Source organism: Actinophytocola sp. (assembly GCF_036555685.1).
Taxonomy (GTDB): domain Bacteria; phylum Actinomycetota; class Actinomycetes; order Mycobacteriales; family Pseudonocardiaceae; genus Actinophytocola.
Genome location: NZ_DATBKY010000197.1, coordinates 22,335 through 43,029 on the forward strand (window position 1 = coordinate 22,335; position 20,695 = coordinate 43,029).

General features: G+C 72.7%; 21 protein-coding genes. 11 read left to right on the forward strand and 10 right to left on the reverse strand.

Translation table 11 applies throughout. The annotated features are described in order from the left end of the window. Positions 1 to 33 precede the first annotated feature (33 nt). A complete protein-coding gene (gene cofC / locus VH969_RS18640) occupies positions 34 to 654 on the reverse strand; it encodes a 2-phospho-L-lactate guanylyltransferase (RefSeq protein ID WP_331975916.1) in 621 nt (206 codons plus the stop codon). A 152-nt stretch (positions 655 to 806) separates the two neighbouring features. On the opposite strand from cofC, the gene VH969_RS18645 reads away from it, so the two are divergent. Then, entirely contained in the window at positions 807 to 1,550 is a 744-nt protein-coding gene (locus VH969_RS18645) for a lysophospholipid acyltransferase family protein (protein ID WP_331975864.1), read from the forward strand. Then, complete coding sequence (locus VH969_RS18650) at positions 1,543 to 2,553, forward strand: NAD(P)H-dependent glycerol-3-phosphate dehydrogenase (protein WP_331975866.1); 1,011 nt, start codon at positions 1,543 to 1,545, stop codon at positions 2,551 to 2,553. Before VH969_RS18645 ends, VH969_RS18650 begins: the two co-directional genes overlap by 8 nt. A 4-nt stretch (positions 2,554 to 2,557) precedes the next feature. Here the strand turns inward: VH969_RS18650 and VH969_RS18655 are convergent, their stop codons facing one another. Then, complete coding sequence (locus VH969_RS18655; protein ID WP_331975868.1) at positions 2,558 to 3,289, reverse strand: anti-sigma factor; 732 nt, start codon at positions 3,287 to 3,289, stop codon at positions 2,558 to 2,560. Then, the gene (locus tag VH969_RS18660) at positions 3,286 to 3,873 is read right to left on the reverse strand and encodes an ECF RNA polymerase sigma factor SigK (protein WP_331975870.1); all 588 of its coding nucleotides are present in this window, start codon (positions 3,871 to 3,873) and stop codon (positions 3,286 to 3,288) included. Before VH969_RS18660 ends, VH969_RS18655 begins: the two co-directional genes overlap by 4 nt. Positions 3,874 to 4,129: 256 nt before the next feature. Between VH969_RS18660 and VH969_RS18665 the strand changes: the two genes are divergently transcribed. Continuing rightward, positions 4,130 to 4,573, forward strand: coding sequence for a cysteine dioxygenase (locus VH969_RS18665; protein WP_331975872.1), 444 nt, complete (start codon positions 4,130 to 4,132; stop codon positions 4,571 to 4,573). Here VH969_RS18665 and VH969_RS18670 read toward each other — a convergent pair. Continuing rightward, positions 4,570 to 5,247, reverse strand: a complete 678-nt coding sequence (locus VH969_RS18670; RefSeq protein WP_331975874.1) for a pyridoxamine 5'-phosphate oxidase family protein — start codon at positions 5,245 to 5,247, stop codon at positions 4,570 to 4,572. The two genes, VH969_RS18665 and VH969_RS18670, sit on opposite strands and share 4 nt — an antisense overlap. A 71-nt stretch (positions 5,248 to 5,318) precedes the next feature. On the opposite strand from VH969_RS18670, the gene pdxR reads away from it, so the two are divergent. Both pdxR and VH969_RS18680 read left to right on the forward strand, forming a co-directional pair. Beyond that, positions 5,319 to 6,716, forward strand: a complete 1,398-nt coding sequence (gene pdxR / locus VH969_RS18675; RefSeq protein ID WP_331975876.1) for a MocR-like pyridoxine biosynthesis transcription factor PdxR — start codon at positions 5,319 to 5,321, stop codon at positions 6,714 to 6,716. A gap of 25 nt (positions 6,717 to 6,741) precedes the next feature. Then, complete coding sequence (locus VH969_RS18680; RefSeq protein ID WP_331975878.1) at positions 6,742 to 7,839, forward strand: D-alanine--D-alanine ligase family protein; 1,098 nt, start codon at positions 6,742 to 6,744, stop codon at positions 7,837 to 7,839. An 8-nt stretch (positions 7,840 to 7,847) separates the two neighbouring features. Here VH969_RS18680 and VH969_RS18685 read toward each other — a convergent pair whose 3' ends face one another. Next, complete coding sequence (locus tag VH969_RS18685; RefSeq protein ID WP_331975880.1) at positions 7,848 to 8,417, reverse strand: DUF3515 domain-containing protein; 570 nt, start codon at positions 8,415 to 8,417, stop codon at positions 7,848 to 7,850. 19 nt (positions 8,418 to 8,436) lie between these two features. Continuing rightward, on the reverse strand, positions 8,437 to 8,670 hold the full coding sequence (locus tag VH969_RS18690; RefSeq protein ID WP_331975882.1) for an Lrp/AsnC ligand binding domain-containing protein: 234 nt from the start codon (positions 8,668 to 8,670) through the stop codon (positions 8,437 to 8,439). A 121-nt stretch (positions 8,671 to 8,791) separates the two neighbouring features. Between VH969_RS18690 and VH969_RS18695 the strand changes: the two genes are divergently transcribed. Genes VH969_RS18695 through VH969_RS18710 form a run of 4 tightly spaced genes read left to right on the forward strand, consistent with a single transcriptional unit; the run spans position 8,792 to position 11,479 of the window. Continuing rightward, complete coding sequence (locus tag VH969_RS18695) at positions 8,792 to 9,754, forward strand: thiamine-phosphate kinase (protein ID WP_414638561.1); 963 nt, start codon at positions 8,792 to 8,794, stop codon at positions 9,752 to 9,754. A 10-nt stretch (positions 9,755 to 9,764) separates the two neighbouring features. Next, entirely contained in the window at positions 9,765 to 10,250 is a 486-nt protein-coding gene (locus tag VH969_RS18700; protein ID WP_331975886.1) for a GNAT family N-acetyltransferase, read from the forward strand. Then, positions 10,232 to 10,753 carry a gamma carbonic anhydrase family protein gene (locus tag VH969_RS18705; protein ID WP_331975888.1) on the forward strand — a complete coding sequence of 174 codons (522 nt, stop codon included), beginning with the start codon at positions 10,232 to 10,234 and terminating at the stop codon, positions 10,751 to 10,753. Before VH969_RS18700 ends, VH969_RS18705 begins: the two co-directional genes overlap by 19 nt. A 48-nt stretch (positions 10,754 to 10,801) precedes the next feature. After that, positions 10,802 to 11,479, forward strand: a complete 678-nt coding sequence (locus tag VH969_RS18710; RefSeq protein WP_331975890.1) for a uracil-DNA glycosylase — start codon at positions 10,802 to 10,804, stop codon at positions 11,477 to 11,479. A 91-nt stretch (positions 11,480 to 11,570) separates the two neighbouring features. Here the strand turns inward: VH969_RS18710 and rpmB are convergent, their stop codons facing one another. Continuing rightward, positions 11,571 to 11,762: a 50S ribosomal protein L28 gene (gene rpmB, locus VH969_RS18715; protein WP_331975892.1), complete on the reverse strand. Its 192-nt coding sequence runs from the start codon at positions 11,760 to 11,762 to the stop codon at positions 11,571 to 11,573. A gap of 201 nt (positions 11,763 to 11,963) precedes the next feature. On the opposite strand from rpmB, the gene fakA reads away from it, so the two are divergent. Further along, entirely contained in the window at positions 11,964 to 13,634 is a 1,671-nt protein-coding gene (gene fakA, locus VH969_RS18720; protein ID WP_331975894.1) for a fatty acid kinase ATP-binding subunit FakA, read from the forward strand. 12 nt (positions 13,635 to 13,646) lie between these two features. Here the strand turns inward: fakA and VH969_RS18725 are convergent, their stop codons facing one another. Continuing rightward, on the reverse strand, positions 13,647 to 14,192 hold the full coding sequence (locus VH969_RS18725) for a DinB family protein (protein ID WP_331975896.1): 546 nt from the start codon (positions 14,190 to 14,192) through the stop codon (positions 13,647 to 13,649). Positions 14,193 to 14,304: 112 nt separating this feature from the next. On the opposite strand from VH969_RS18725, the gene recG reads away from it, so the two are divergent. Next, the gene (recG, locus tag VH969_RS18730; RefSeq protein ID WP_331975898.1) at positions 14,305 to 16,485 is read left to right on the forward strand and encodes an ATP-dependent DNA helicase RecG; all 2,181 of its coding nucleotides are present in this window, start codon (positions 14,305 to 14,307) and stop codon (positions 16,483 to 16,485) included. 147 nt (positions 16,486 to 16,632) lie between these two features. On the opposite strand, the gene VH969_RS18735 is transcribed toward recG, so the two are convergent. Further along, positions 16,633 to 18,249 (reverse strand): coiled-coil domain-containing protein, encoded by a 1,617-nt coding sequence (locus tag VH969_RS18735; protein ID WP_331975900.1) that lies wholly within the window; start codon positions 18,247 to 18,249, stop codon positions 16,633 to 16,635. Between the two features lie 122 nt (positions 18,250 to 18,371). Beyond that, on the reverse strand, positions 18,372 to 20,567 hold the full coding sequence (locus tag VH969_RS18740; RefSeq protein ID WP_331975902.1) for an MMPL family transporter: 2,196 nt from the start codon (positions 20,565 to 20,567) through the stop codon (positions 18,372 to 18,374). Positions 20,568 to 20,695 lie beyond the last annotated feature (128 nt).

A 20,695-nucleotide genomic window follows, 5' to 3' on the forward strand; every position in this document is an offset into this window, starting at 1 on the left:
TTACGCATCTGCGCGAGACCCCTGTTCGTACGGTCAGGTGAACGTCGGCTTCCGGCCGGCAAGAGCCCTGGTTCTCGCGCCGAGACCCAGCGCGGCGGCGATTCCGAGATCGCGGGCCGTGTCCACGTCACAGCGGAGCGAGTCCAGTTCGGCGCCGATCGCGAGCGCCCCGCTCGCCGCATGCGCGGCGGCCGAACCGGGCCCGAAGCGTGGTTCGAGTGACCCGCCGGCGGCGGAGAGCAACAGTGTCGTGCCCGTACCGGGACGATCCGCGCAGAACGCCCGCCGGCCACCGGCGAGCGCGATCGCCGCGGCCAGGTCGGCGGGGCGCAGCGCGGGCAGGTCGGCCTGCAACGCGCCCACGACGCCGCGCCGGTCGCGCTCGCGCAGCACGCGCGCCCCGAACGACAGCGCCGCGTTGAGCCCGGGCAGCCCGCGCTCGTCCACGCACTCCACACCGGTGCCCCGCAGCGCCGGTGGCACCCGGGTGTCCTCGCAGACCACCAGCACGCGCCGCACGCCCGCGGCGCTCGCGGCCGCGGTCACCGTGTCGACCAGAAGTGCGAGCACCACGTCGGCGTGTGGTGCGGCGACCGCGCCACGCAGCCGCGACTTCGCCCGGTCCAGGCGTTTGATCGGCACCACCAGGTCCACGGCGAGGTCCACGGCAAGATCCGCGGCGAGATCGGCGGCGAGATCGGCGGCGAGATCGGCTACGTGATCCACGCCCCCCATCGTGCAGGACGTACGGAGGCCGCGCCGCCGGGCGGGCATACTCACGGGCAACTTTGACTGAGGAGGAGCAGGTGCCGGCTCGACTGGAGAAGACCGGGTTCTGGGTGTGGGTGACCGCGTGCATCTTCTACCCGCTGGCCGGGGTCGGTAAGACCACGCCGACCGGGGCGGAGAACATCCGCCGGCGCGGCGGCGTGCTGCTCGTGATGAACCACATCTCCCACCTCGACCCCCCGGTGGACGCCGTGTTCGTGCACCGCAACGGCCGGGTGCCGCGGTTCCTCGCGAAGGAGAGCCTGTTCCGCGCGCCGGTGTTCAAGCACCTCATCTCCCGCGCCGGCAGCATCCCGGTGTACCGGGCGAGCGCGAGCGCGGGCGACAGCCTCGTCGCCGCGAAGGAGGCGCTGCAGGACGGCAAGTTCGTGGTGATCTACCCGGAGGGGACGATCACCAAGGACCCGGACGGCTGGCCGATGCACTCGCGGACCGGCGTCGCGCGGCTCGCCCTGCACTGCCTCGAGCACGACGTGCCCGTCGTGACCGCGGCCCGGTGGGGGACCAACTTCATCCTCAACGGCTACACCAAGAAGTTCCGGCCCTTCCCGCGCAAGAAGGTCTACATCAACGTGTCCGAGCCGGTGGACCTGTCCGCCTACCGCGACCGGCCGGTGAGCAACGACCTGCTGCGCGAGATCACCGACCTGCTCATGACCCGGGTGCGCGCCCAGCTCGCGCAGATCCGCGACGAGCCCGCGCCGGCGGAGTTCTTCGTGCCCCGCAAGGCACGCAAGGAGGGCAAACCCGAGGATGCCTGACATCGGGCCGATCGCGGTCTTCGGCGCCGGTTCGTGGGGCACCACGTTCGCGAAGGTGCTCGCCGACGCGGGCCGCGAGGTCACCCTGTGGGCACGCAGGCGCGAGGTCGCCGAGGCGATCGCCGGCGACCGGGTCAACCCGGACTACCTGCCGGACGTCCCGCTGCCGGAGAACCTGCGGTCCACTTCGGACCCCCGGGTCGCGCTCGACGGGGCCGACGCGGTCGTGCTCGCGCTGCCGAGCCAGAGCCTGCGGCACAACCTCACCGCGTGGCGCAGCCTCATCGACCCCACGGCGACGCTCATCAGCCTCGCGAAGGGCGTCGAGCTCGGCTCGCTGCGGCGGATGAGCGAGGTCGTCGTCGAGGTGCTCGGCGTGCCGGAGAGCCAGGTCGCGGTCGTGTCCGGGCCGAACCTGGCCAAGGAGATCGCCGCCGGGCAGCCGACCGCGTCGGTCATCGCGTGCACCGACCACGAGCGCGCGATCGCGGTGCAGCAGGCGTGCACCACCGGCTACTTCCGGCCGTACACGATCACCGACGTCGTCGGCTGCGAGCTCGGCGGGGCGTGCAAGAACGTGATCGCCCTGTCCTGCGGGATGGCCGGCGGGCTCGGCTTCGGCGACAACACGCTCGCGACGCTGATCACCCGCGGGCTCGCGGAGACGTCCCGGCTCGGCGTGGCGCTGGGTGCGGACCCGATGACGTTCGCCGGGCTGGCCGGCCTCGGCGACCTGGTGGCCACGTGCTCGTCGCCGCTGTCGCGCAACCGCACGTTCGGCGAGCGGCTCGGCCGCGGCGAGACCGTGCAGCAGGCCCTGGCCGCGGCGCACGGTCAGGTCGCCGAGGGCGTGAAGTCCTGCTCGGCGATCCGCGAGCTGGCCCTGCGCCACGGCGTCGAGATGCCGATCACCGAGGTCGTGCACCGCGTGTGCCACGACGGGTTCGACCCGCGCGAGATGGCGGGTGAGCTCATCGGCCGCAAGACCAAACCGGAGCGCTGAGCCGTCAGGTCACCTCGAACGTCAGGATCGGGTCGCTCGTCGGCTGGTCCGACCCGCCGGCGGGCTCGATCGTGATGCCGACCGCCTGGGCCGCGTCGATGCCGCTCACCTCGAGGGCGGCCTTGCCGTCGTCCGGCTGGATCAGCCCCGCGGACTCGATCTTCGACCCGATCGTCCACGCCTGGTAGTCGTGGCCGCTCGGGGCGGCCTTCAGATCGCCGGTGAGCAGCAGCATCTTGTCCGCCGACCTCGACATCAGCGCGGTCATCCGGCCGGTGTCCGCGTCGGCCTGGTTCACGACCCGCGCGTCGCCGGCCCGGACGATCTCCGCGATCGCCGCGGCCTGCGCGTCGGTGGGCTCGTCCGACTGCCGTGCCTGGACCAGCAGCACGCCGAGCACGCCGGACACCACCAGCAGCACCACGGCGGCCGCCGCCGACAGCCGCAGCGCCCACGGCGAGCGGTCCCGGCGCAGCGGCACGACGGGTGCCTCCGGCGGCAGCTGGCGGGTGTCGCGGATCTGGGCCATGACCGAGGCCTTCAGCCGCGGCGGGGGCGGCTCGGCCACGGCGGCGCCGAGCCGGCTCGCGGTCTCGCGCAGCTCGGTGACCTCCTGGCGGCAGGCGTCGCAGTCGCCGAGGTGCCGCTCGAACACCATGCGCTCGTCGGGCGACACCGCGTCCAGCACGTAGGCGCCCGTCAGCGCGTGCACGTCGGCGTTCATGTTGGGGTTCATCCGACCACCCCCAGGCAGTCCCGCAGGCGTATCAGCCCGTCCCGGAGCCGCGTCTTGATCGTCCCGAGCGGGGTCTCGAGCAGCTCTCCCACCTCTTTGTACGTCCGGCCGCCGTAGTAGGCGAGCACCACCGACTCCCGCTGCAGCTCGGTGAGCGTCTGCAGGCAGCGGCGCACCTGCTCCTGCTCGAAGCGCGCGGTGACCTGCTCGGCCACCTCGTCGAACGGCCGGCTCGCCTCGCGCCTGCCGACGTGGTCCTCCCGGTCGGCGGCCGCCTGCGCCGAGCGCACCCGGTCGACCGCCCGCCGGTGGGCGAGCGTCATCGCGAACGTCAGCACGCTGCCGCGCTCGGGGGAGTAGCGCGCGGCGGTGCGCCACAGCTCGACCATCACCTCCTGCGCCACCTCCTCCGACTGCGCCGGGTCCCGCACGATCCGCCGGACCGCCCCGTAGACCGGTCCGATCAGCAGGTCGTAGATCTGTTCGAACGCCGCTTCGTCGCCGCGGGCCACGCGTCGCATGAGCTCGGCCGTGTCCGGCCCAGCCGCCTGGTCCTCGCGCACCCGCCGAACCCGTTCGACCATGCTCACCCTCGCTCCTCGTCCCGGCATCTACGGGCATTCGGAGCCGACGTTTCGCCGGATTGGGGTCACAGCGTCCCACGAAGTGGGCCGATTTGACCCCGCCTCGCGCGACCTGTTTCCTGATCTCGTGTCGACCAACGTGCGCAACAGCCGGCGGGGCTACCTCCACCTCCGCCGGGTCGCCAGCGCGCTGTGTCCGGCTCGCTGATCCGAGCCGCTGACCCGCCGACACCTCGCCCAGAAGGGTTCTCCTCCCATGTTCGCCGTGCCCGAGAACACGATCGCGTCCGCCGCCACCGCCCCGACCGTCCACCCGGCCCTGATCGCCCACGAGTACGCGCGCGACCGCGACCGCTGGGGCCACCTGCTCCGCTACGACCCCGATCAGCGCTACACCGTGCTCGTGCAACGCACGCCGGACCAGGAGGTGTGGCTGATGAGCTGGCTGCCCGGCCAGTCCACGGACCTGCACGACCACGGCCACGCGAGCGGCGCGTTCACGATCGTCTCCGGCGAGCTGACCGAGTACGTGGTCAACCGGGGCGTCACGCACCGGGTCGGCGTCGGGCAGTCCCGCGTGTTCGGCCCGGGCTACGAGCACGAGGTCCGCAACGCGGGCCCGGACCCGGCGGTGAGCATCCACGTGTACCGGGCGGCGCGGACGATGCGCCAGCTCGAGCCGCTGCCGCGGGCCTCCTAGCGGTACGGGTCCGCGCGCCCGGTCACGTGCGCCGGCACGGCCACGCCGTCGGGCAGCTCGGGGCAGGCCACCGGCTCGCCCCACGTCCGGCGCAGCGGCAGGACACCGGCCCACGCGGACCCGTTGCGCGCCGGCACGAGGTCGTCGGGGTCCTCGCCGGGCGGTCCGGATCGGATCTTGACCGCGGCCTCGCCGAGGTCCAGCGCCAGCACGGCCGTCTTCGCGAGCTCCAGTTTCGTCGGCTCCCTTGCGTACTCCCAGGAGCCGGGCGCCAGGTGGTCGGTGATCACGGCGAGCGCGGCGAGCTTCTCCGCGCGCTCGGTGAGCTGGCGCGCGACGCCGTGGACCGTGGCGGAGCGGTAGTTCACGGAGTGGTGGAACACGGCCCGGCTGTACACGATGCCGTCGAGCAGCGTGACGTTCACGCAGACCTCCGCGCCGGCGGCGGCCGTGCGCAGGCTCGCCGCGCCGGTCGAGCCGTGCACGTACAGCGTGTCGCCGTCACGGCCGTAGCCGGTGGGGACGACGATCGGCGACCCGCCGGCGACGAACGCGAGCTGGCAGATCAGGCCGGCGTCGAGGACGGCGTACAGCTCGGCGCGGTCGGTCCGCGCGCGGTCCTTGCCGCGGCGGATCGTGCTGCGTGGCGTGGGCGAGAGCGTCTGCTGGGTCACCCGTCCAGACTGGCCGGGGGAGTGGCATCCTGGAAGGGCCACGACTTGCCGATTCCGGAAGGCCACTTTTCATGGCGGAGACACCCGCGCTGCCGGTGACGCTCGACCGCTCGTCGGCCACGCCGCTCGCCGTGCAGCTGGCCGAGCAGCTCCGCGCGGCGGCCGGTGACGGCCGCCTGCGCAGCGGCGACCGGCTGCCGTCCACCCGCGCGCTGGCCACCGAGCTCGAGGTGAGCCGCACGGTCACCGCTGCGGCGTACGAGCAGCTACACGCCGAGGGCTGGATCGCCGGCCGGCACGGGTCGGGCACGTACGTGACGACCGAACCGCCGGGCTCGCTGCGCACCGACCCGAAGCCCGTCCGCCGGGACACCGCCGCGGACTCCGCGCTCGACCTCACGCCGGGCTCGCCGTGGGCGGGTGGCATCGACACCGCGGCGTGGCGGCGGGCGTGGCGGGCGGCCGCACACGTGGCGCCGATGGTCCGGCCCAACCGCGCCGGGCTGGCCAGCTACCGCGCCACGGTGGCCGAGCATCTGTTGCGCCACCGGGGTTTGCGGGTCGGCACGCTGTCCGGACAGGACGGTCACGAGGCGGTCCTCGCCACGTCCGGCACCTCGACCGCGGCGGCCGAGCTCGCGGGTGCCGTGCTGCATCCCGGGGACGTGGTGGCCGTCGAGGAGCCGGGCTACCAGCGCGCGGTCGGCTCGCTGCGTGCCGCCGGGCTGCGGGTGGTGCCCGCCCCGGTGGACGCGGACGGCCTGCTGCTCGACTCGGTGCCGGCGAGCGCGAAGGCCGTCTACTGCTCGCCCGCCCACCAGTACCCGCTCGGCGGGCGGATGTCCGCGGCCCGGCGGGTGGCGCTCGTGGAACGTGCGCGGGAGCGGGGCTGGCTCGTGATCGAGGACGACTACGACGGCGAGCTGCGCTACGACGTGGCGCCGCTGCCGCTGCTCGCGGCGCTCGCCCCGGACGTGGTCGTCCATCTGGGCACGACGTCGAAGATCCTCACGCCGACGCTGGGCGTCGGCTGGATGGTCGCCCCGCCCGCGGTCGTCGCCGCGATCCTCGCGCACCGCGACCGCACCGGCAGCGGCCCGGCACCCGCCGGTCAGCTGGTCGTCGTGGAGTTCGCCCGCAACGGGGACCTGGGCCGCCACCTGCGCCGGCTGCGCCGCGAGCTGTCCGAGCGCCGCTCGCTCGTGGTCGACGCGCTGGTGCGGGGCGGCGTGCGGGTACTGGGCGACGAGGCGGGCGCGCACGTGGTCGTGCCGGTCGGGTCGGCGGACGCGGAGCGTGAGCTCGTCCGCCGCGCGCTGGACCGCGGGCTGCTGCTCGACGGCCTGGCCAGGCATCACGTCGGCCGCGCGCGGTGGTTCGGCATCGCGCTCGGCTACGCCGCGTGTTCCCGCGAGGAGCTGCGCGGCGCGCTGCCGGTCCTGGTCGAACTGGCGCGGACGGGTGGCTGAGCACCTGGGGGTAGGGTCGGGCGCCATGGCCAGCCAAGACCGCATCCGCGTGGCAGTCGTGTTCGGTGGGCAGAGCAGTGAGCACTCGGTGTCGTGCGTCTCGGCGGCGAGCGTGCTCGCGAACCTCGACCCGGAACGCTTCGAGGTCCTGCCGGTCGGCATCACCCCACAGGGCTCCTGGGTCCTCGGCCCCGCCGACCCCACGACGCTCGCCATCGAGGGTCGGACGATGCCGACGATCTCCTCCGGCACCGCGCTGACCCTGCCCGCGGACCCGTCGGCGGCGAACCTCGTCGTGCTCGAGCGCGGCCGCGAGGGCGAGGTGCTGTCCAAGGTGGACGTCGTGTTCCCGGTGCTGCACGGCGCCTACGGCGAGGACGGCACGATCCAGGGCCTGCTCGAGATGGTCGGCCTGCCCTACGCGGGCGCGGGCGTGCTGTCGAGCGCGGTGGTGATGGACAAGGAGTTCACCAAGAAGCTGCTCGCCGCCGAGGGCCTGCCGATCTGCCGGTACGAGGTGCTGCCCCGCGGCGCGGCCACGCTGACCGAGGCGCAGCGTGCGCGGCTCGGCCTGCCGGCGTTCGTCAAGCCGGCGCGGGCCGGATCCTCCACGGGCATCACGAAGATCACCGACTGGTCCGAACTGGACGGTGCGGTCGCGACCGCGCGGGCGATCGACCCCAAGGTGCTCGTCGAGTCCGCGGTCGTGGGCCGCGAGGTCGAGTGCGGCGTGCTGGAGTTCCCGGACGGCCGCGTGGAGGCGTCGCTGCCGGCGGAGATCCGCATCAGCGCGGACGGCCCGGACTGGTACGACTTCGAGACGAAGTACCTCGACGAGGTGGCCGAGCTCGACATCCCGGCCAAGCTGGACGACGACGTGACCGACCGGCTGCGCGCGATGGCCGTGCAGGCGTTCCACGCGCTGGACTGCCAGGGCCTGGCCCGTGTCGACTTCTTCGTGCGCGCGGACGGCTCGCTCGTCATCAACGAGCTCAACACGATGCCGGGCTTCACCCCGACCTCGGCGTACCCGAAGATGTGGGCAATCACGGGCGTCGACTACCCGACGCTGCTGTCCACCCTCGTCGACACGGCGATCGCGCGAGGCACCGGCCTGCGCTGACTCCGGCGCTAGCCTCGGACGCGCACGGGTCTGGCGGGCAGCGCGCCGCCCACGGCAGCCGAGACGTCCTGCAGTGGGCCGGTGCCCGAGCCGGCCGGCACGGTGAGCGCGACGTACACGGCACGGTCCACGACGACCCACGTCGTCGCGCCCGCGCCCTCGATCGGGAGCCACTGGACGCCGGAGATGTCGCGCAGCGCCGACGTCGGCGTCAGCTCGTCGGGCCGGGGGAGGCCGCAGCGCAGCACCACCGGTTCGCCGCGATCGCCGCCCCACACCGCGGCCGCGGGCGGGGCGGGTTTGGCGATCGCCAGCCGGTGGAGCGTCTTTCCGCTGTCCGGCAACGTGTTCGGTAGCGCTTTCATCAGGCTCGCGCAGTCGGCGGAGCGGGCGTCGGGGGCGTCGACGCCGACCACCGCGACGGGGCCGGTGCGCGGAGCAGCTGTCGTCGAGGGATTCGTGACAGGTTCGTCGCCGGAGGTCAACACGAGACCCGCGACCACCACGCCGACCGCGAGCAGCGCCACGAGCGCCACGGCGATGCGGACGGCGGTCGGGGAGAGCTGATCGTCGGCCACCCCCCAACTAGAGCATGCGTCAGAGGTGCACCACCGGGCAGGTGAGGGTTCTGGTGATCCCGTCCACGTTCTGGATTCGGGCGACCACGAGCTGTCCCAGCAGGTCGACGTTCTCGGCCTCGGCGCGCACGATCACGTCGTAGGGGCCCGTGACATCCTCGGCGGTGGTCACCCCGTCGATCTCCGAGATCTTGGCGGCGACCGCGGCCGCCTGGCCGACCTCGGTCTGGATCAGGATGTATGCGTGAACCACGGCGCGCCCCTTCGTGTCGAGCAGCCCTCAAGAGGTAGGAACGTGAGCAGCAAAAGGTACCGCAGTTCCCGATCGTTTGGGGATCCGACTGTCGGAGGTGGCCATGAACGGTGAGCGTGGCATGTCGTCGCACGGCCCGCCGGAGACCGTCGCGGACGTGGGTGAGTTCGGGCTGATCGCACGCGTGACGGCCGGCCGGACCCAGCCGCCGACGACGCTGCTGGGTCCCGGCGACGACGCGGCGGTGGTGGCCGCCGCGGACGGTCGCGTGGTCGCGAGCACCGACGTGCTCGTCGAGGGCGTGCACTTCCGGCTCGACTGGTCGACGCCGGAACACGTTGGCCAGAAGGCGATCGCGGTCAACATGGTCGACATCGCGGCGATGGGCGCGGCGCCCACCGCACTCCTCGTCGGGCTTGCCTGCCCCAAGTCGACGGACAGCGCGGTGGCCGAGGGACTCGCGGCCGGGATGTGGAAGGAAGCCGTCCGCGCGGGTGCCGGCCTCGTCGGTGGCGACGTGGTGAGCGCGGACCAGATCGTGATCTCTGTCACCGCGCTGGGCGATCTCCAGGATCGGCCGCCCGTCACGCGTGCCGGCGCGATGCCCGGCGACGTCGTCGCGATCGCGGGCCGGCTCGGCTGGGCCGCGGCCGGGCTCGCCGTGCTGGGCCGCGGGTTCCGCTCGCCGGTGACGGTCGTCGGCGCGTACCGCGTGCCGGATCCGCCGTACGCGGCCGGTCCGCAGGCGGCGATCGCCGGGGCGACCGCGATGATCGACGTGTCCGACGGGCTGCTCGCCGACCTCGGGCACATCGTCGCGGAGTCCAATGTGGCCATCGACGTGCGCACCGACCTCGTCGAGGTGCCGCAGCGGCTCGTCGACGTGGCGTCCGCGCTCGGCGCCGACCCGCGGCACTGGGTGCTCACCGGTGGCGAGGATCACGCGCTCGCCGCGACGTTCCCCGACCCGAAGGCGGTTCCGCAGGGCTGGACCACGATCGGCACGGTGACCAGGGGCAGCGCGGTGACCGTGGACGGCAAGCCGTACGAGGGCGGCACCGGGTGGCAGCACTGGCGTGGGTGAGAATCGCCGGGTGCGCATCGAGATCCTTTCCTACGACCATCCCGACGCCGCGCCGCTCATCGCCGAGGTACAGCAGGAGTACGTCGTCCGCTACGGAGAGGTGGACCTGACGCCGGTCGACCCGGCCGAGTTCGCCCCGCCGCACGGCTTGTTCGTCGTCGCCTACCTCGACGGTAGGGCCGTCGCGTGCGGCGGCTGGCGCGTGCATGTCGGCATGGACGGTCCCGAGGCGGAGCTGAAGCGCATGTACGTCGCCCCGGTGGCGCGCGGGCGCGGCGTGGCCCGTGCGGTCCTGGCCGAGCTGGAGCGCACCGCGTCCGAGGCGGGCCACCCGCGCATGGTGCTGGAGACGGGCACGAAGCAGCCGGAGGCGATCGGCCTGTACACCTCGGCCGGCTACGTCGAGGTGGCGAAGTTCGGCTACTACGCGAACGAGCCGTCGGCCGTCCACCTCGGCAAGATCCTGGAGGAGCAGAGTTGCCCATCTACGCGCTAGGCGAGCACGAACCGACCATCCACCCGGACGCCTGGGTGCACCCCGACGCCACGGTGATCGGCAACGTGCACCTGGCCGCGCACGTGTCGGTGTGGCCGCAGGCCGTGCTGCGCGGGGACTCCGGCGAGATCGTGATCGGGGAGCGGACGAACATCCAGGACGGCACGGTCGTGCACTGCACGGACTACCACCCGACCCGGATCGGCCCGGACTCCGCGGTCGGGCACAACGCGCACATCGAGGGCGCGGTCGTCGGCTCGCGGTGCCTGATCGCCTCGGGTTCGGTGCTGCTGAACGGGTCCGTCGTCGAGGACGGCGCGGTGCTCGGCGCGGGCGCGGTGATGTCGTTCAACGGCCACCTGCCCGCGCGGCGGATGGCGCTGGGCGTGCCGGCCCGGCTGCGCGAGGGCTACGAGGTGCCCGAGGAGATGGTGTCGGGCATCGTGGAGAACTACGTGGCGCGTATCGCGAAATACCGGGCGGGGCTGCGCCGCCTTTCGTAGGCGACGCGCTAGGGTCCCCGGCGTGAGCGGAGCTTGCGGAGCGAACAGTTGAGCGCACGACCGTTGCCAGAAGTAGTCGAGGCGGGCTGGGCGGAGGCACTCGCGCCCGTCGCCGACCGCATCGCCGCGATGGGGGACTTCCTCCGTGCGGAGATCGCCGCGGGCCGGAAGTACCTGCCGGCCGGAAACCACGTGCTGCGGGCGTTCCAGCAGCCGTTCGCCGACGTCCGGGTGCTGATCGTCGGGCAGGACCCCTATCCGACGCCCGGCCACCCGATCGGGCTGTGCTTCTCGGTGGCGCCGGACGTGCGGCCGCTGCCGAAGAGCCTGGTGAACATCTACACCGAGTACTGCGACGACCTGGGCCACCCGCCGCCCGCCAACGGTGACCTCTCGCCGTGGACGGAGAACGGCGTGCTGCTGCTCAACAGGGCACTGACCGTCGAGCCGGGCAGGCCGAACTCGCACCAGGGCAAGGGCTGGGAGGAGGTCACCGAGCAGGCGATCCGCGCGCTGGCCGCGCGCGGCGGTCCGCTCGTGGCCATCCTGTGGGGGCGCAACGCGCGCAACCTGCGGCCGCTGCTCGGGACGGTGCCGTGCATCGAGTCGGCGCATCCCAGCCCGCTCTCGGCGCGGTCGGGCTTCTTCGGGTCGAAGCCGTTCAGCCGGGCCAACCAGCTGCTGGAACAGCAGGGCGCGCAGCCCATCGACTGGAAGCTGCCCTGACCTCGAGGTCGAGACGCGCGGGCAGACGTGTCCGAACATGTGGAAACCGGGCCCCGTGAGGCCCGGTTTCCGGCGTTTCGTGTGTCCCGGCTCAGCCGCGGGTGACCTTACCCGCCTTGAGGCAGGAGGTGCACACGTTCAGCCGCTTGCGCTGGGACTGACCGATCTTCGCGTGCACGGTCTGGATGTTCGGGTTCCACCGGCGGCTCGTGCGCCGGTGGGAGTGCGAGACCGACTTGCCGAAGCCTGGCCCCTTGCCACAGACGTCGCAGACGGCAGCCACGTCAGGCACTCCTTTCGGTATGAATTGGATACCGACCGGATGCGGTCGGAAAGCCACGACTGCGCGCGCTACTGCGGCGCAGACCCTCACAGGGTATCGGCTCGCGCCGAGCGGCCGCACACCACCCCACCAGTCACCCCACTAGTCTCCGCATGTCGAGGTCGCTCGGGGGCGGCCGGTGGGCTGGTTGCGGGAGGCTGAATGCTGCGGGCGCTGGAAGCCGCGCACGTGCGCCGGTGGGCGGTGGCGTGCGTGCAGTCGCTGGACGCGCACCGGGAGGCGATCGACCGGATCAACGTGTTCCCGGTGGCCGACAGCGACACGGGGTCGAACCTCCTGCACACGATGCGTGCCGCGCTGGACGCGCTGCTCCGCGCCCCGGCCCCGGCGCGCACGCGGGCGAGCGTCGCCCTTGCCGCGCTCGCCAGGGGTGCGCTGGCGGGCGCGCGGGGCAACTCGGGCGTCATCGTCTCCCAGATGCTGCGCGGGGTCGCCGACGCGGTCGGTGCCGACGCGGCCGGGCAGGCCGTCACCGGCGCCGGCGTGCGCGCCGCCCTGGCCCAGGGCGCCACGCGGGCCGCGGCGGCGCTCGCCGAGCCCGTGCCCGGGACCATGATCAGCGTGCTGTCCGCAGCCGCGTCCGCCGCGGACGGTGAACCGTCCGACGAACTGGGCGACGTGGTGGCCGCGGCCGCCGCCGGCGCGGCCGCCGCGCTCGACGAGACACCGCGCCAGCTCGCCGCGCTGGCCGCGGCCGGGGTGGTCGACGCGGGCGGGCGCGGGGTCGTCGTGCTGCTCGACGCGCTTGTGGCCGTGGTCGCCGAGCAGCCGGCCGCGCTCGCCGCCGCGCAGCGTGCCCGTACCGAGCGCGTCGCCGCGCCGGCCGGCCACGCGGCGATGTACACCGCGCGCGAGTCGGGCTCGGACGAGTTCGCCTACGAGGTCATGTACCTCCTCGAGGACGTCGACGTGGCGGCGGATCCGATCGGGCGGCTGCGGGACGCCCTGGTCGGGCTCGGGGACTGCGTGTCGGTGGTCGGAGACGGCGCCGGGCTCTGGACCGTGCACGTGCATTGCAACGACATCGGCGCGGCCATCGAGGTCGGCGTCGAGACCGGCCGGCCGCGGCAGATCCGGGTGGCCCGGTTCGCCGACGCGCCGTCCGCCGAGGCGTCCCGGTTCGTGCAGGACCGGGCCGTGGTCGTGCCGGCGCGCAGCACCGAGCTCGGCGACCTGCTGATCCGCGAGGGCGTCACGTTCGTCCACCTCGACGACGACGCGGACGAGACCGAGACCGCGTACCGCCTCCTGCAGGCCATCACCGGCACCGGTGCCGCGCACGTCAGCGTGCTGCCGGCGGACGCCACGTTCATCGAGATGGCCGACGAGGCGGCGACCCGCGCGGTGGCGGCCGGCCAGGACGTGGTCGTCGTGCCGTGCGTGTCACCGGTGCAGGTGCTCGCCGCGGTGGCCGTGCACGACCCGCGCCGCCGCGCCGGCGACGACGTGGTGGCCATGGCCGAGGCGGCCGCGGCCACCCGCCGGGGCGAGGTGGTGGTGGCGGCCGAGGCCGCGATCACCTGGATCGGCGCGTGCGAGTCCGGCGACGTGCTCGGCTTCGCCGATGGCGAGGTCGTGCTCATCGAGCCGGGCCCGCCCGGCGTGGACGCCCTCGACCGGGCCGCGTGCGGGGTGGTCGAGCGCATGCTCGGCATGGGCGGCGAGCTGGTCACCGCCCTGCTGGGCGCGGACGCGCCGGACGAGCTCGCCACCGAGCTCACCGACTACCTGCGCCGCGAGCACCCGGAGACCGAGCTCGTCGTCTACCACGGCGGCCAGTCCGACGCGGTCCTCATCCTCGGCGTCGAGTGAGCCGCGACCGCCCTACCAGCCGACGTCGCCGTCGATGCGCTCGCGTAACAGGTCCGCGTGGCCGTTGTGGCGGGCGTACTCGGCGATGAGCCGCAGCAGCACCCAGCGCAGCGAGAACTCGGTGCCGTCCGCGACCCGGGTGCCGGTGTCGTCCAGCGAGGACGCGGCCGCGACGATCTCCCGGGACCGCTCGACCTGGGCCCGCCACACGGCCAGGGCCTCGTCGAAGTCGCCGTCGAGCGAGTCGAAGTCCTGGTTCGGGTCGTCGTCGGAGTAGTAGAGCATCACCACGTCGTCGCCGGCGAACTGCTTGTGCAGCCACCAGCGCTCGACACCGGAGAGGTGGCGGACCAGGCCGTGTAAGGACAGCCCGGACGGCGGGACCAGCTTCTCGGAGTGCTTCCGGCCGGCCACGCCGGCGCACTTGAGCGCGAGCGTCTCGCGCTGGAAGTCCAGGTAGGCCTCGAGCATCGACCGCTCGTCGCCCACCTGCGGCGGGTCGGACCTCGCCGGGTCGGACAGCTTGCCGGGGAGACCGGCCGCGGGCTGCAGCTTCATGGCGCGGAGCATGCCAGCGGCCACCGACAAAACGCGGCGGACGTGCACCGGCGGGGCGCCATGCCGGGCGGCCTCGACGGATTGTCGGACCGGCGCGACATAATCGCGGGCGATGGTCTCCATGGACGACAAGCTCGAGCTGGCGGTCGGCGCCAAGACGGCCAAGGCGCTCGCCGGCGCCCTGGACCTGCACACCGTCGGCGACCTGGTGCACTACTACCCGCGCCGCTACGCCGAGCGTGGCGAGCTCACCGACATCGCGGGTCTCGAGCTCGGCGAGCACGCGACGGTCTTGGCCAGGGTGAAGTCGGTCAACGAGCGCCGCATGCGCCAGCGCCGCGGCACGATCCTCGAGGTCGTGCTCACCGACGGCAGCCGCACGCTCGAGTGCAAGTTCTTCAACTTCCGGCAGTTCCAGTTCCGCGTCCCGGTCGGCTCGAGCGCGCTGTTCGCCGGCAAGGTGTCGGTCTACCGGAACAAGCTGCAGCTCACCAACCCCGACTACCAGCCGATCGAGGAGGACAAGGCCGACACCGCGATCGACGACTTCGTCGGGCTCATCCCCGTCTACCCGGCGGCCGCCAAGGTGCAGTCCTGGCAGATCGCGAAGTGCGTGCGGCAGACGCTGGACATGCTCGAGCCGGTCGACGACCCGCTGCCCGAGCGGCTGCGCACGCGCCACGGCTACCTCGGCTACGACGAGGCCGTCCGGGCCATCCACCTGGCCAAGGACTGGGCCGGCGTGCAGGTCGCCCGCAACCGGCTGAAGTGGGGCGAGGCGCTGGCCGTGCAGCTCGCGCTGGCCCAGCGGCGGCACACGGCGGTCGCGCGGCCGGCCCCGGTCTGCGAGCGCACGGCCGACGGCATCGGCGCGGAGTTCGACCAGCGGCTGCCGTTCACGCTCACCGAGGGCCAGCGGGAGGTCGGCGAGGCGATCGCGGTCGACCTGGCCAAGGAGCATCCGATGAACCGGCTGCTGCAGGGCGAGGTCGGCAGCGGCAAGACGATCGTGGCGCTGCGCGCGATGCTGCAGGTCGTGGACGCCGGCCGGCAGGCGGCGCTGCTCGCGCCCACCGAGGTGCTCGCCGCACAGCACGCCCGCTCCCTCGCGACGATGCTGGGCGACCTGGCGCAGGCCGGCGAGCTGGGCGGCGCCGAGCACGCGACGCGGATCGCGCTGCTCACCGGTTCGCTCACGGCCGCGCAGCGCAAGCAGGCGATGCTCGACGTCGTCAGCGGGGCGGCCGGCATCGTGGTGGGCACGCATGCGCTCATCCAGGACAAGGTGGAGTTCGCCGACCTGGGGCTCGTGGTGGTCGACGAGCAGCACCGGTTCGGCGTCGAGCAGCGGGACGCGCTGCGCACGCGGGCGGGGGAGAACGCCAGCCCGCACGTGCTGGTCATGACGGCGACGCCGATCCCGCGGACGGTCGCGATGACCGTGTACGGCGACCTGGAGACCTCCTCGCTGCGCGAGCTGCCGGCCGGACGCTCGCCGATCAGCTCGGCGGTGGTGCCGGTCGCGGAGAAGCCGGCGTGGCTCGACCGCGCGTGGCAGCGCGTGCGCGAGGAGGTCGCGGCGGGCCACCAGGCGTACGTCGTGTGCCCGCGCATCGGCGAGCAGCAGTCGGCGGACGAGGACGTGAACGAGGCGTTGGAGTCCGATTCGGACGGTCGGCGGCCGCCGCTCGCGGTGCTGGACGTGTACGAGGAGCTCGCCGCCGGGCCGTTGTCCGGGCTGCGGATGGCGGTGCTGCACGGCCGGCTGCCGACGGACGAGAAGGACGCGGTGATGCGCGCCTTCGCCGCGGGCGAGCTGGACGTGATCGTGGCGACCACCGTGGTCGAGGTCGGCGTGGACGTCCCCAACGCGACGGCCATGGTCATCCTGGACGCCGACCGGTTCGGCGTGAGCCAGCTGCACCAGCTGCGCGGCCGGGTCGGCCGGGGGACGGCCGCGGGCGTGTGCCTGCTGGTGACGGAGATGCCGGCGGGCACGGCCACGCGGGACCGGCTGGACGCGGTCGCGTCTACTTTGGACGGATTCGAGCTGGCGCGGATCGACCTGGAGATGCGCCGCGAGGGCGACATCCTGGGGGCGTCGCAGTCGGGGCGGCAGTCGGCGTTGAAGCTGCTGTCGTTGCTGCGGGACGAGGACCTGATCGCGGAGGCGCGCCGGGAGGCGCAGGCGTTGATCGCGCAGACGCCGGATCTGGCGGAATTTCCCGGCCTTGGCCGGATGGTCGCGAATTTGGTCAATGACTCGCGGGCCGAGTATTTGGAAAAAGTCTGACCACTCGGCCGCGAATTCTGTTTTCCCGCACTTTCGGCCAGGTCTTTCGGCCGGGCGAACCCGGGCGATTCGGGGAGCGTCTTCCGCCTGCACGGCAAACGGCGCCCGTGCCCTGGTGGGCATGGGCGCCGCTTGCGCTCCTGGTCGCTACTTGTTGCCGTTCACCGGGGCCTTCAGCTGGTGGCCCGGGTTCCTCGGATGCGGGCTCGGCTGGGACGAGGGTGCCGCGGAACGTTCCGTGACGTCCTTGTCCACCGGCTTGGCCTCGCCGCCGTCGGCGCCCATGGCCTTCGCGAAGTGGCGCCGGGCCTCGCCGAGGATGGCGTACGTCGCGCTGACCTGCTCGGACACTCGGCGCTCGAAGTCGTCGGCGCGGCGCGTTCGGTCCTGGGCCTCGGCGAGCCGCTGTTCGGCGTCCTCGATGATCTTCGCGGCGCGGATCTTCGCGTTCGCCTGCTGCTCGTTCAGCTCCTTCTCGATGCGCGAACGACGCTCGGCGATCTCCTTGTCGCTCGCCTGGCTGCGGGCCTCGGCGTCGGCCACCGTCTTCTCGGCCTGCTGCTGTGCGATCTGCTCCAGCTCGGCCAGGTGCTTCTCGACGGTCTCCCGCTTCTCGGACAGCGACTTGTCCGACTCGTCCGCCCGGCGCTTGGCGTCGTCGAGGAACTTCGACGCCTGGGCCTGGGCGGCCGACTCGCGCTGGGCGAGGACCTGCTCGGCCTCGGCCCGCTCCGCCGCGACGGTCTCGCGGATCTTGGCGGCCTCGCGCTCGGCGTCGCCGACGATCTTGCCGGCCCGGTCCTTGGCGAGCGAGGCACGCTCGGCCAGCTCGCGCTCCAGCTCGGTGCGCTGGGCCTGCATCGCGACCTCGGCCTCCTCGGCCAGCGACGCACGCTTGTCCGCGGCCTTGATGTCGAGGATCTCGCGCTGCTTGGCGGCCTCGGCGTCCCGCTGCTCGCGGCGCTGCCGGGCGGCCGCGTCGAGCTGCGCGATCCGCTCCTCGTTGGCCTTGGCGGCACGCTCGACCTCGGTGCGGGCGTCGGCCATCAGCTGGTCGTGCTCGGCGACCTGCCGCGCCTTCAGGCCCTCGTACTCCTGCTCGAGGGCGGCGTGGTTCTTGGCGTACTCCGCCTCGAGAGCCTTGCGGCGCTGGCCCAGCTCGGCGGTGGTCGCCTCGTGCTTGGCCTTCTGCTCCTTGGCGTAGTTCTGCACCTCGGCGCGCACGCCCGAGGCGTACTCGTCGGCGGCGCTCTTCGTCGTGACGACGTACTGGTCCGCGTTGGCGCGGATCTCGGCCGCGTGGTCGTCGGCCTCCTTGCGCGTCTTCGACGCGTACTTGTCGGCCTGGTCGCGAGTGGATGACGCGTGTGCGTCGGCCTTGGCTCTGGTCGAGTGGCTGTACTCGTCGGCCTCGGTCCTGGTCGTGCGGTCGTAGTTCTCCGCGTCGCGCTTGAACTCCGCGATCTCCTCTTCGGCGAGCTGCCACATCAGCCGCTGTCGCTCGGACATCGCCTCGTTGCTGGTGGGGTTCGAGGCGATGCGGTTGAGCTGCGCTTTCGCATCGATCAGCTGCTGTTGGGCACTGCCCAACGCCTTGGTCAGCTCTGCGACCTTCGCGACCGCCTCGTCCCGGCTCTTCTGGACGTGGCTGAGGTCGAAGGTCAGGCGGGTGACGCGTTCGTTGACCTGGCGCTGGTTGTAGCCCCGGAGAACGGTGTCGAAACGGGGGACACGGGCGTTTGCTTCGGAATCACCAGCAGGCATTGCCACACTTTAGATGGTCGCCACAAGAGGTGACGCGGCCCCTATCGTCTTGAGCCGACGACGGCCACCCTGCCGTCGTTGAACGGCTGGGGGGCCTTCAGTACCACTGGTCACCGCGGCACTCACCGAACCGGTTCCGGAATGTTCCGCATCTCCTCGGTCGGCTGATCATCAATTCGTGTCCCATGGGGACGGCCGATTCGTCCCGGCCACCAGTTCGCCCTGCCCAGCATGGTCATCAGCGACGGCAGCACGAGCACCCGGATCACCATCGCGTCGAGGAACACCGCGACCGCGAGCCCCACGCCCATCTGCTTCATCTCGTTCATGGACAGCGTCGCGAAGATCGCGAACACCGACACCATCACGATGGCCGCACTGGTGACCACTCCGGCCGACCGGCTGATGCCGAAGCCGACCGCCTCCCTCGTCGGCAGGCCGCGCCGCGCGGCCTCGCGGACCCGGCTCACCACGAACACGTGGTAGTCCATCGACAGTCCGAACAGGACCGCGAAGAGGAACAGCGGGATCCACGCGACGATCGAGCCGCTCGCGTGGAAGTCCAGGATTCCTTCCGCCCAGGAGTGCTGGAACACGAGCACGAGCGTGCCGAACGCGGCCGCCGCGGACAGCAGGTTCAGCAGCAACGACGTCAGCGCGATCGCCACCGACCGGAACGTCACCAGCATGATGACGAACGTCAGCAGCAGCACGAACCCGATGACGACGGGCATCCGGTCGGACAGGTTGTTCGTGTAGTCGACGTCCCACGCGATGGGCCCGCCCACCGCAGCGTCCGCACCGGCCACCGATCCAACGGCGGCCGGGACCAGCGAGGTCCGCAGCTCCTCCAGCGACCGGGTCGCGCCGTCCGTGCCCGGCTTCTGCCGGGTCGGCACGTCGAGCAGCGTCACCCGGTGGTCGGCCGACACCTCGATGTGCGGCGGCGCGACGCTCGCGTACAGCGGGTCCTCCCGCGTCCGGTCGTACAGCTCGGTCAGCCGGTCGCGGACCTGCGCGGCCTTGGCCGGCTCCGCCCGCACCGCGACGAGGTGGTGCACGCCCTCGCCCGGGAACGCCGCGGTCAGCCGGTCGTAGGAGCGCATCACGGGGATCGCCCGTGGCAGGTCGTCGTCGGTGGACGACTTGAGCTTCAGGTCCAGCGCCGGCCAGGCCAGCGCGCCGAGCGCGACCAGCGTGATGAGCAGCGTGGCCAGCGGGTACCGCAGTGCCGGCCGCAGCAGGGCGGGCCAGACGCGCGGCGGGCCGCTCCGGTTCGTCAGCCGCCACAGCAGCGGCACCCGCGGCCGGTCCACCCGGCGGCCGAGCTTGGCGAGCAGCGCGGGCAGCACGGTCACCGAGCCGAGCACGGCCACCGCCACCACGATGATCGAACCGGTGGCCAGCGACGCGAACACGACGTCGTTCGCCAGGTACAGCCCCGCCATCGAGACGATCACCGCGAAGCCGGACACCACCACCGCGTGGCCCGAGGTCGCCGCCGCGATCTCGACCGCCCGCACGTGCGAGCTCCCGTTGGCGCGTTCCTCCCGCTCCCGCTTGAGGTAGAACAGCGAGTAGTCCACCCCGACCGCCATGCCCATCAGCAGGATGACGCTGGAGATCGTGTCCACCGCCGGCACGACGTGCGAGGCCAGCGCGGACAGCCCGAACGCCGCGCCCACCGCGGACAGCGCGAGCAGCACCGGCACCCCGGCCGCGACGATCGCGCCGAACGCCACCAGCATGATCAGCAGCGTCACCGGCAGGCTGATGAACTCAGCCTTCGACAGGTCGTTCGCGACCTGGTCGGTGATGCCCTTGTCGATCGACGGCCCGCCGACCTCCTCGACCCGCACGTCCGCGTGGTCCGCCTGCACCTTCGCGGTCGCGTCGAGCAACGTTCCCACCCGGTCGGCCGCCGTGTCCGGCTCGCCGGCCATCGTGACCGGCACGAGCAGCGCCTGCCCGTCGTGCGAGGGCACCGGCCTGCCCACCTCTTCGACGTCGCGAAGCGCCCCCAGCCGCTTCGCGACGTCCCCCGCCGCGGCCGCGGCGGCGTCCCGGTCCAGCCGTCCCGACCGGGACGTGATCAGCACGTTCTCCTCGGCCGGGTCGTCGAAGTTCCCCGACTCGACGATCTCCGCCGCGCGGGCGGAGTCGCCCTGCGCCATGTCCTCGTCGGAGGCCTTGGTGGTCCCCGTCCACGATCCGGCCGCGAAGCACACGGCGACGAACACGACCCACAGGCCGATGGCCCGCCATGGATGGGTCGCGCTCCACCGAGCAACGCGCACCGTCACTGCTCGCCTGCTCACGTGACGTCCTTTCCGTTGTATGCCAACGAAAAGATGATCTCGGCGAACGCATCCGGGCACACGGGTGCGCGCCCCCGAACCCGGGGTGAGGACAGCCCTACCAATGGATGGCAAAGGCAAACGATATG

Bases quoted from the DNA above. Each gene is read 5' to 3' on its own strand.
- VH969_RS18725 (WP_331975896.1), bottom strand. From the start codon at position 14,192: ATGAAGCTGCAGCCCGCGGCCGGTCTCCCCGGCAAGCTGTCCGACCCG.
- fakA (WP_331975894.1), top strand. From the start codon at position 11,964: ATGCTGCGGGCGCTGGAAGCCGCGCACGTGCGCCGGTGGGCGGTGGCG.
- VH969_RS18655 (WP_331975868.1), bottom strand. From the start codon at position 3,289: ATGAACCCCAACATGAACGCCGACGTGCACGCGCTGACGGGCGCCTAC.
- recG (WP_331975898.1), top strand. From the start codon at position 14,305: ATGGTCTCCATGGACGACAAGCTCGAGCTGGCGGTCGGCGCCAAGACG.
- VH969_RS18680 (WP_331975878.1), top strand. From the start codon at position 6,742: ATGGCCAGCCAAGACCGCATCCGCGTGGCAGTCGTGTTCGGTGGGCAG.
- VH969_RS18695 (WP_414638561.1), top strand. From the start codon at position 8,792: ATGTCGTCGCACGGCCCGCCGGAGACCGTCGCGGACGTGGGTGAGTTC.
- VH969_RS18735 (WP_331975900.1), bottom strand. From the start codon at position 18,249: ATGCCTGCTGGTGATTCCGAAGCAAACGCCCGTGTCCCCCGTTTCGAC.
- VH969_RS18660 (WP_331975870.1), bottom strand. From the start codon at position 3,873: ATGGTCGAACGGGTTCGGCGGGTGCGCGAGGACCAGGCGGCTGGGCCG.
- pdxR (WP_331975876.1), top strand. From the start codon at position 5,319: ATGGCGGAGACACCCGCGCTGCCGGTGACGCTCGACCGCTCGTCGGCC.
- VH969_RS18650 (WP_331975866.1), top strand. From the start codon at position 1,543: ATGCCTGACATCGGGCCGATCGCGGTCTTCGGCGCCGGTTCGTGGGGC.
- VH969_RS18665 (WP_331975872.1), top strand. From the start codon at position 4,130: ATGTTCGCCGTGCCCGAGAACACGATCGCGTCCGCCGCCACCGCCCCG.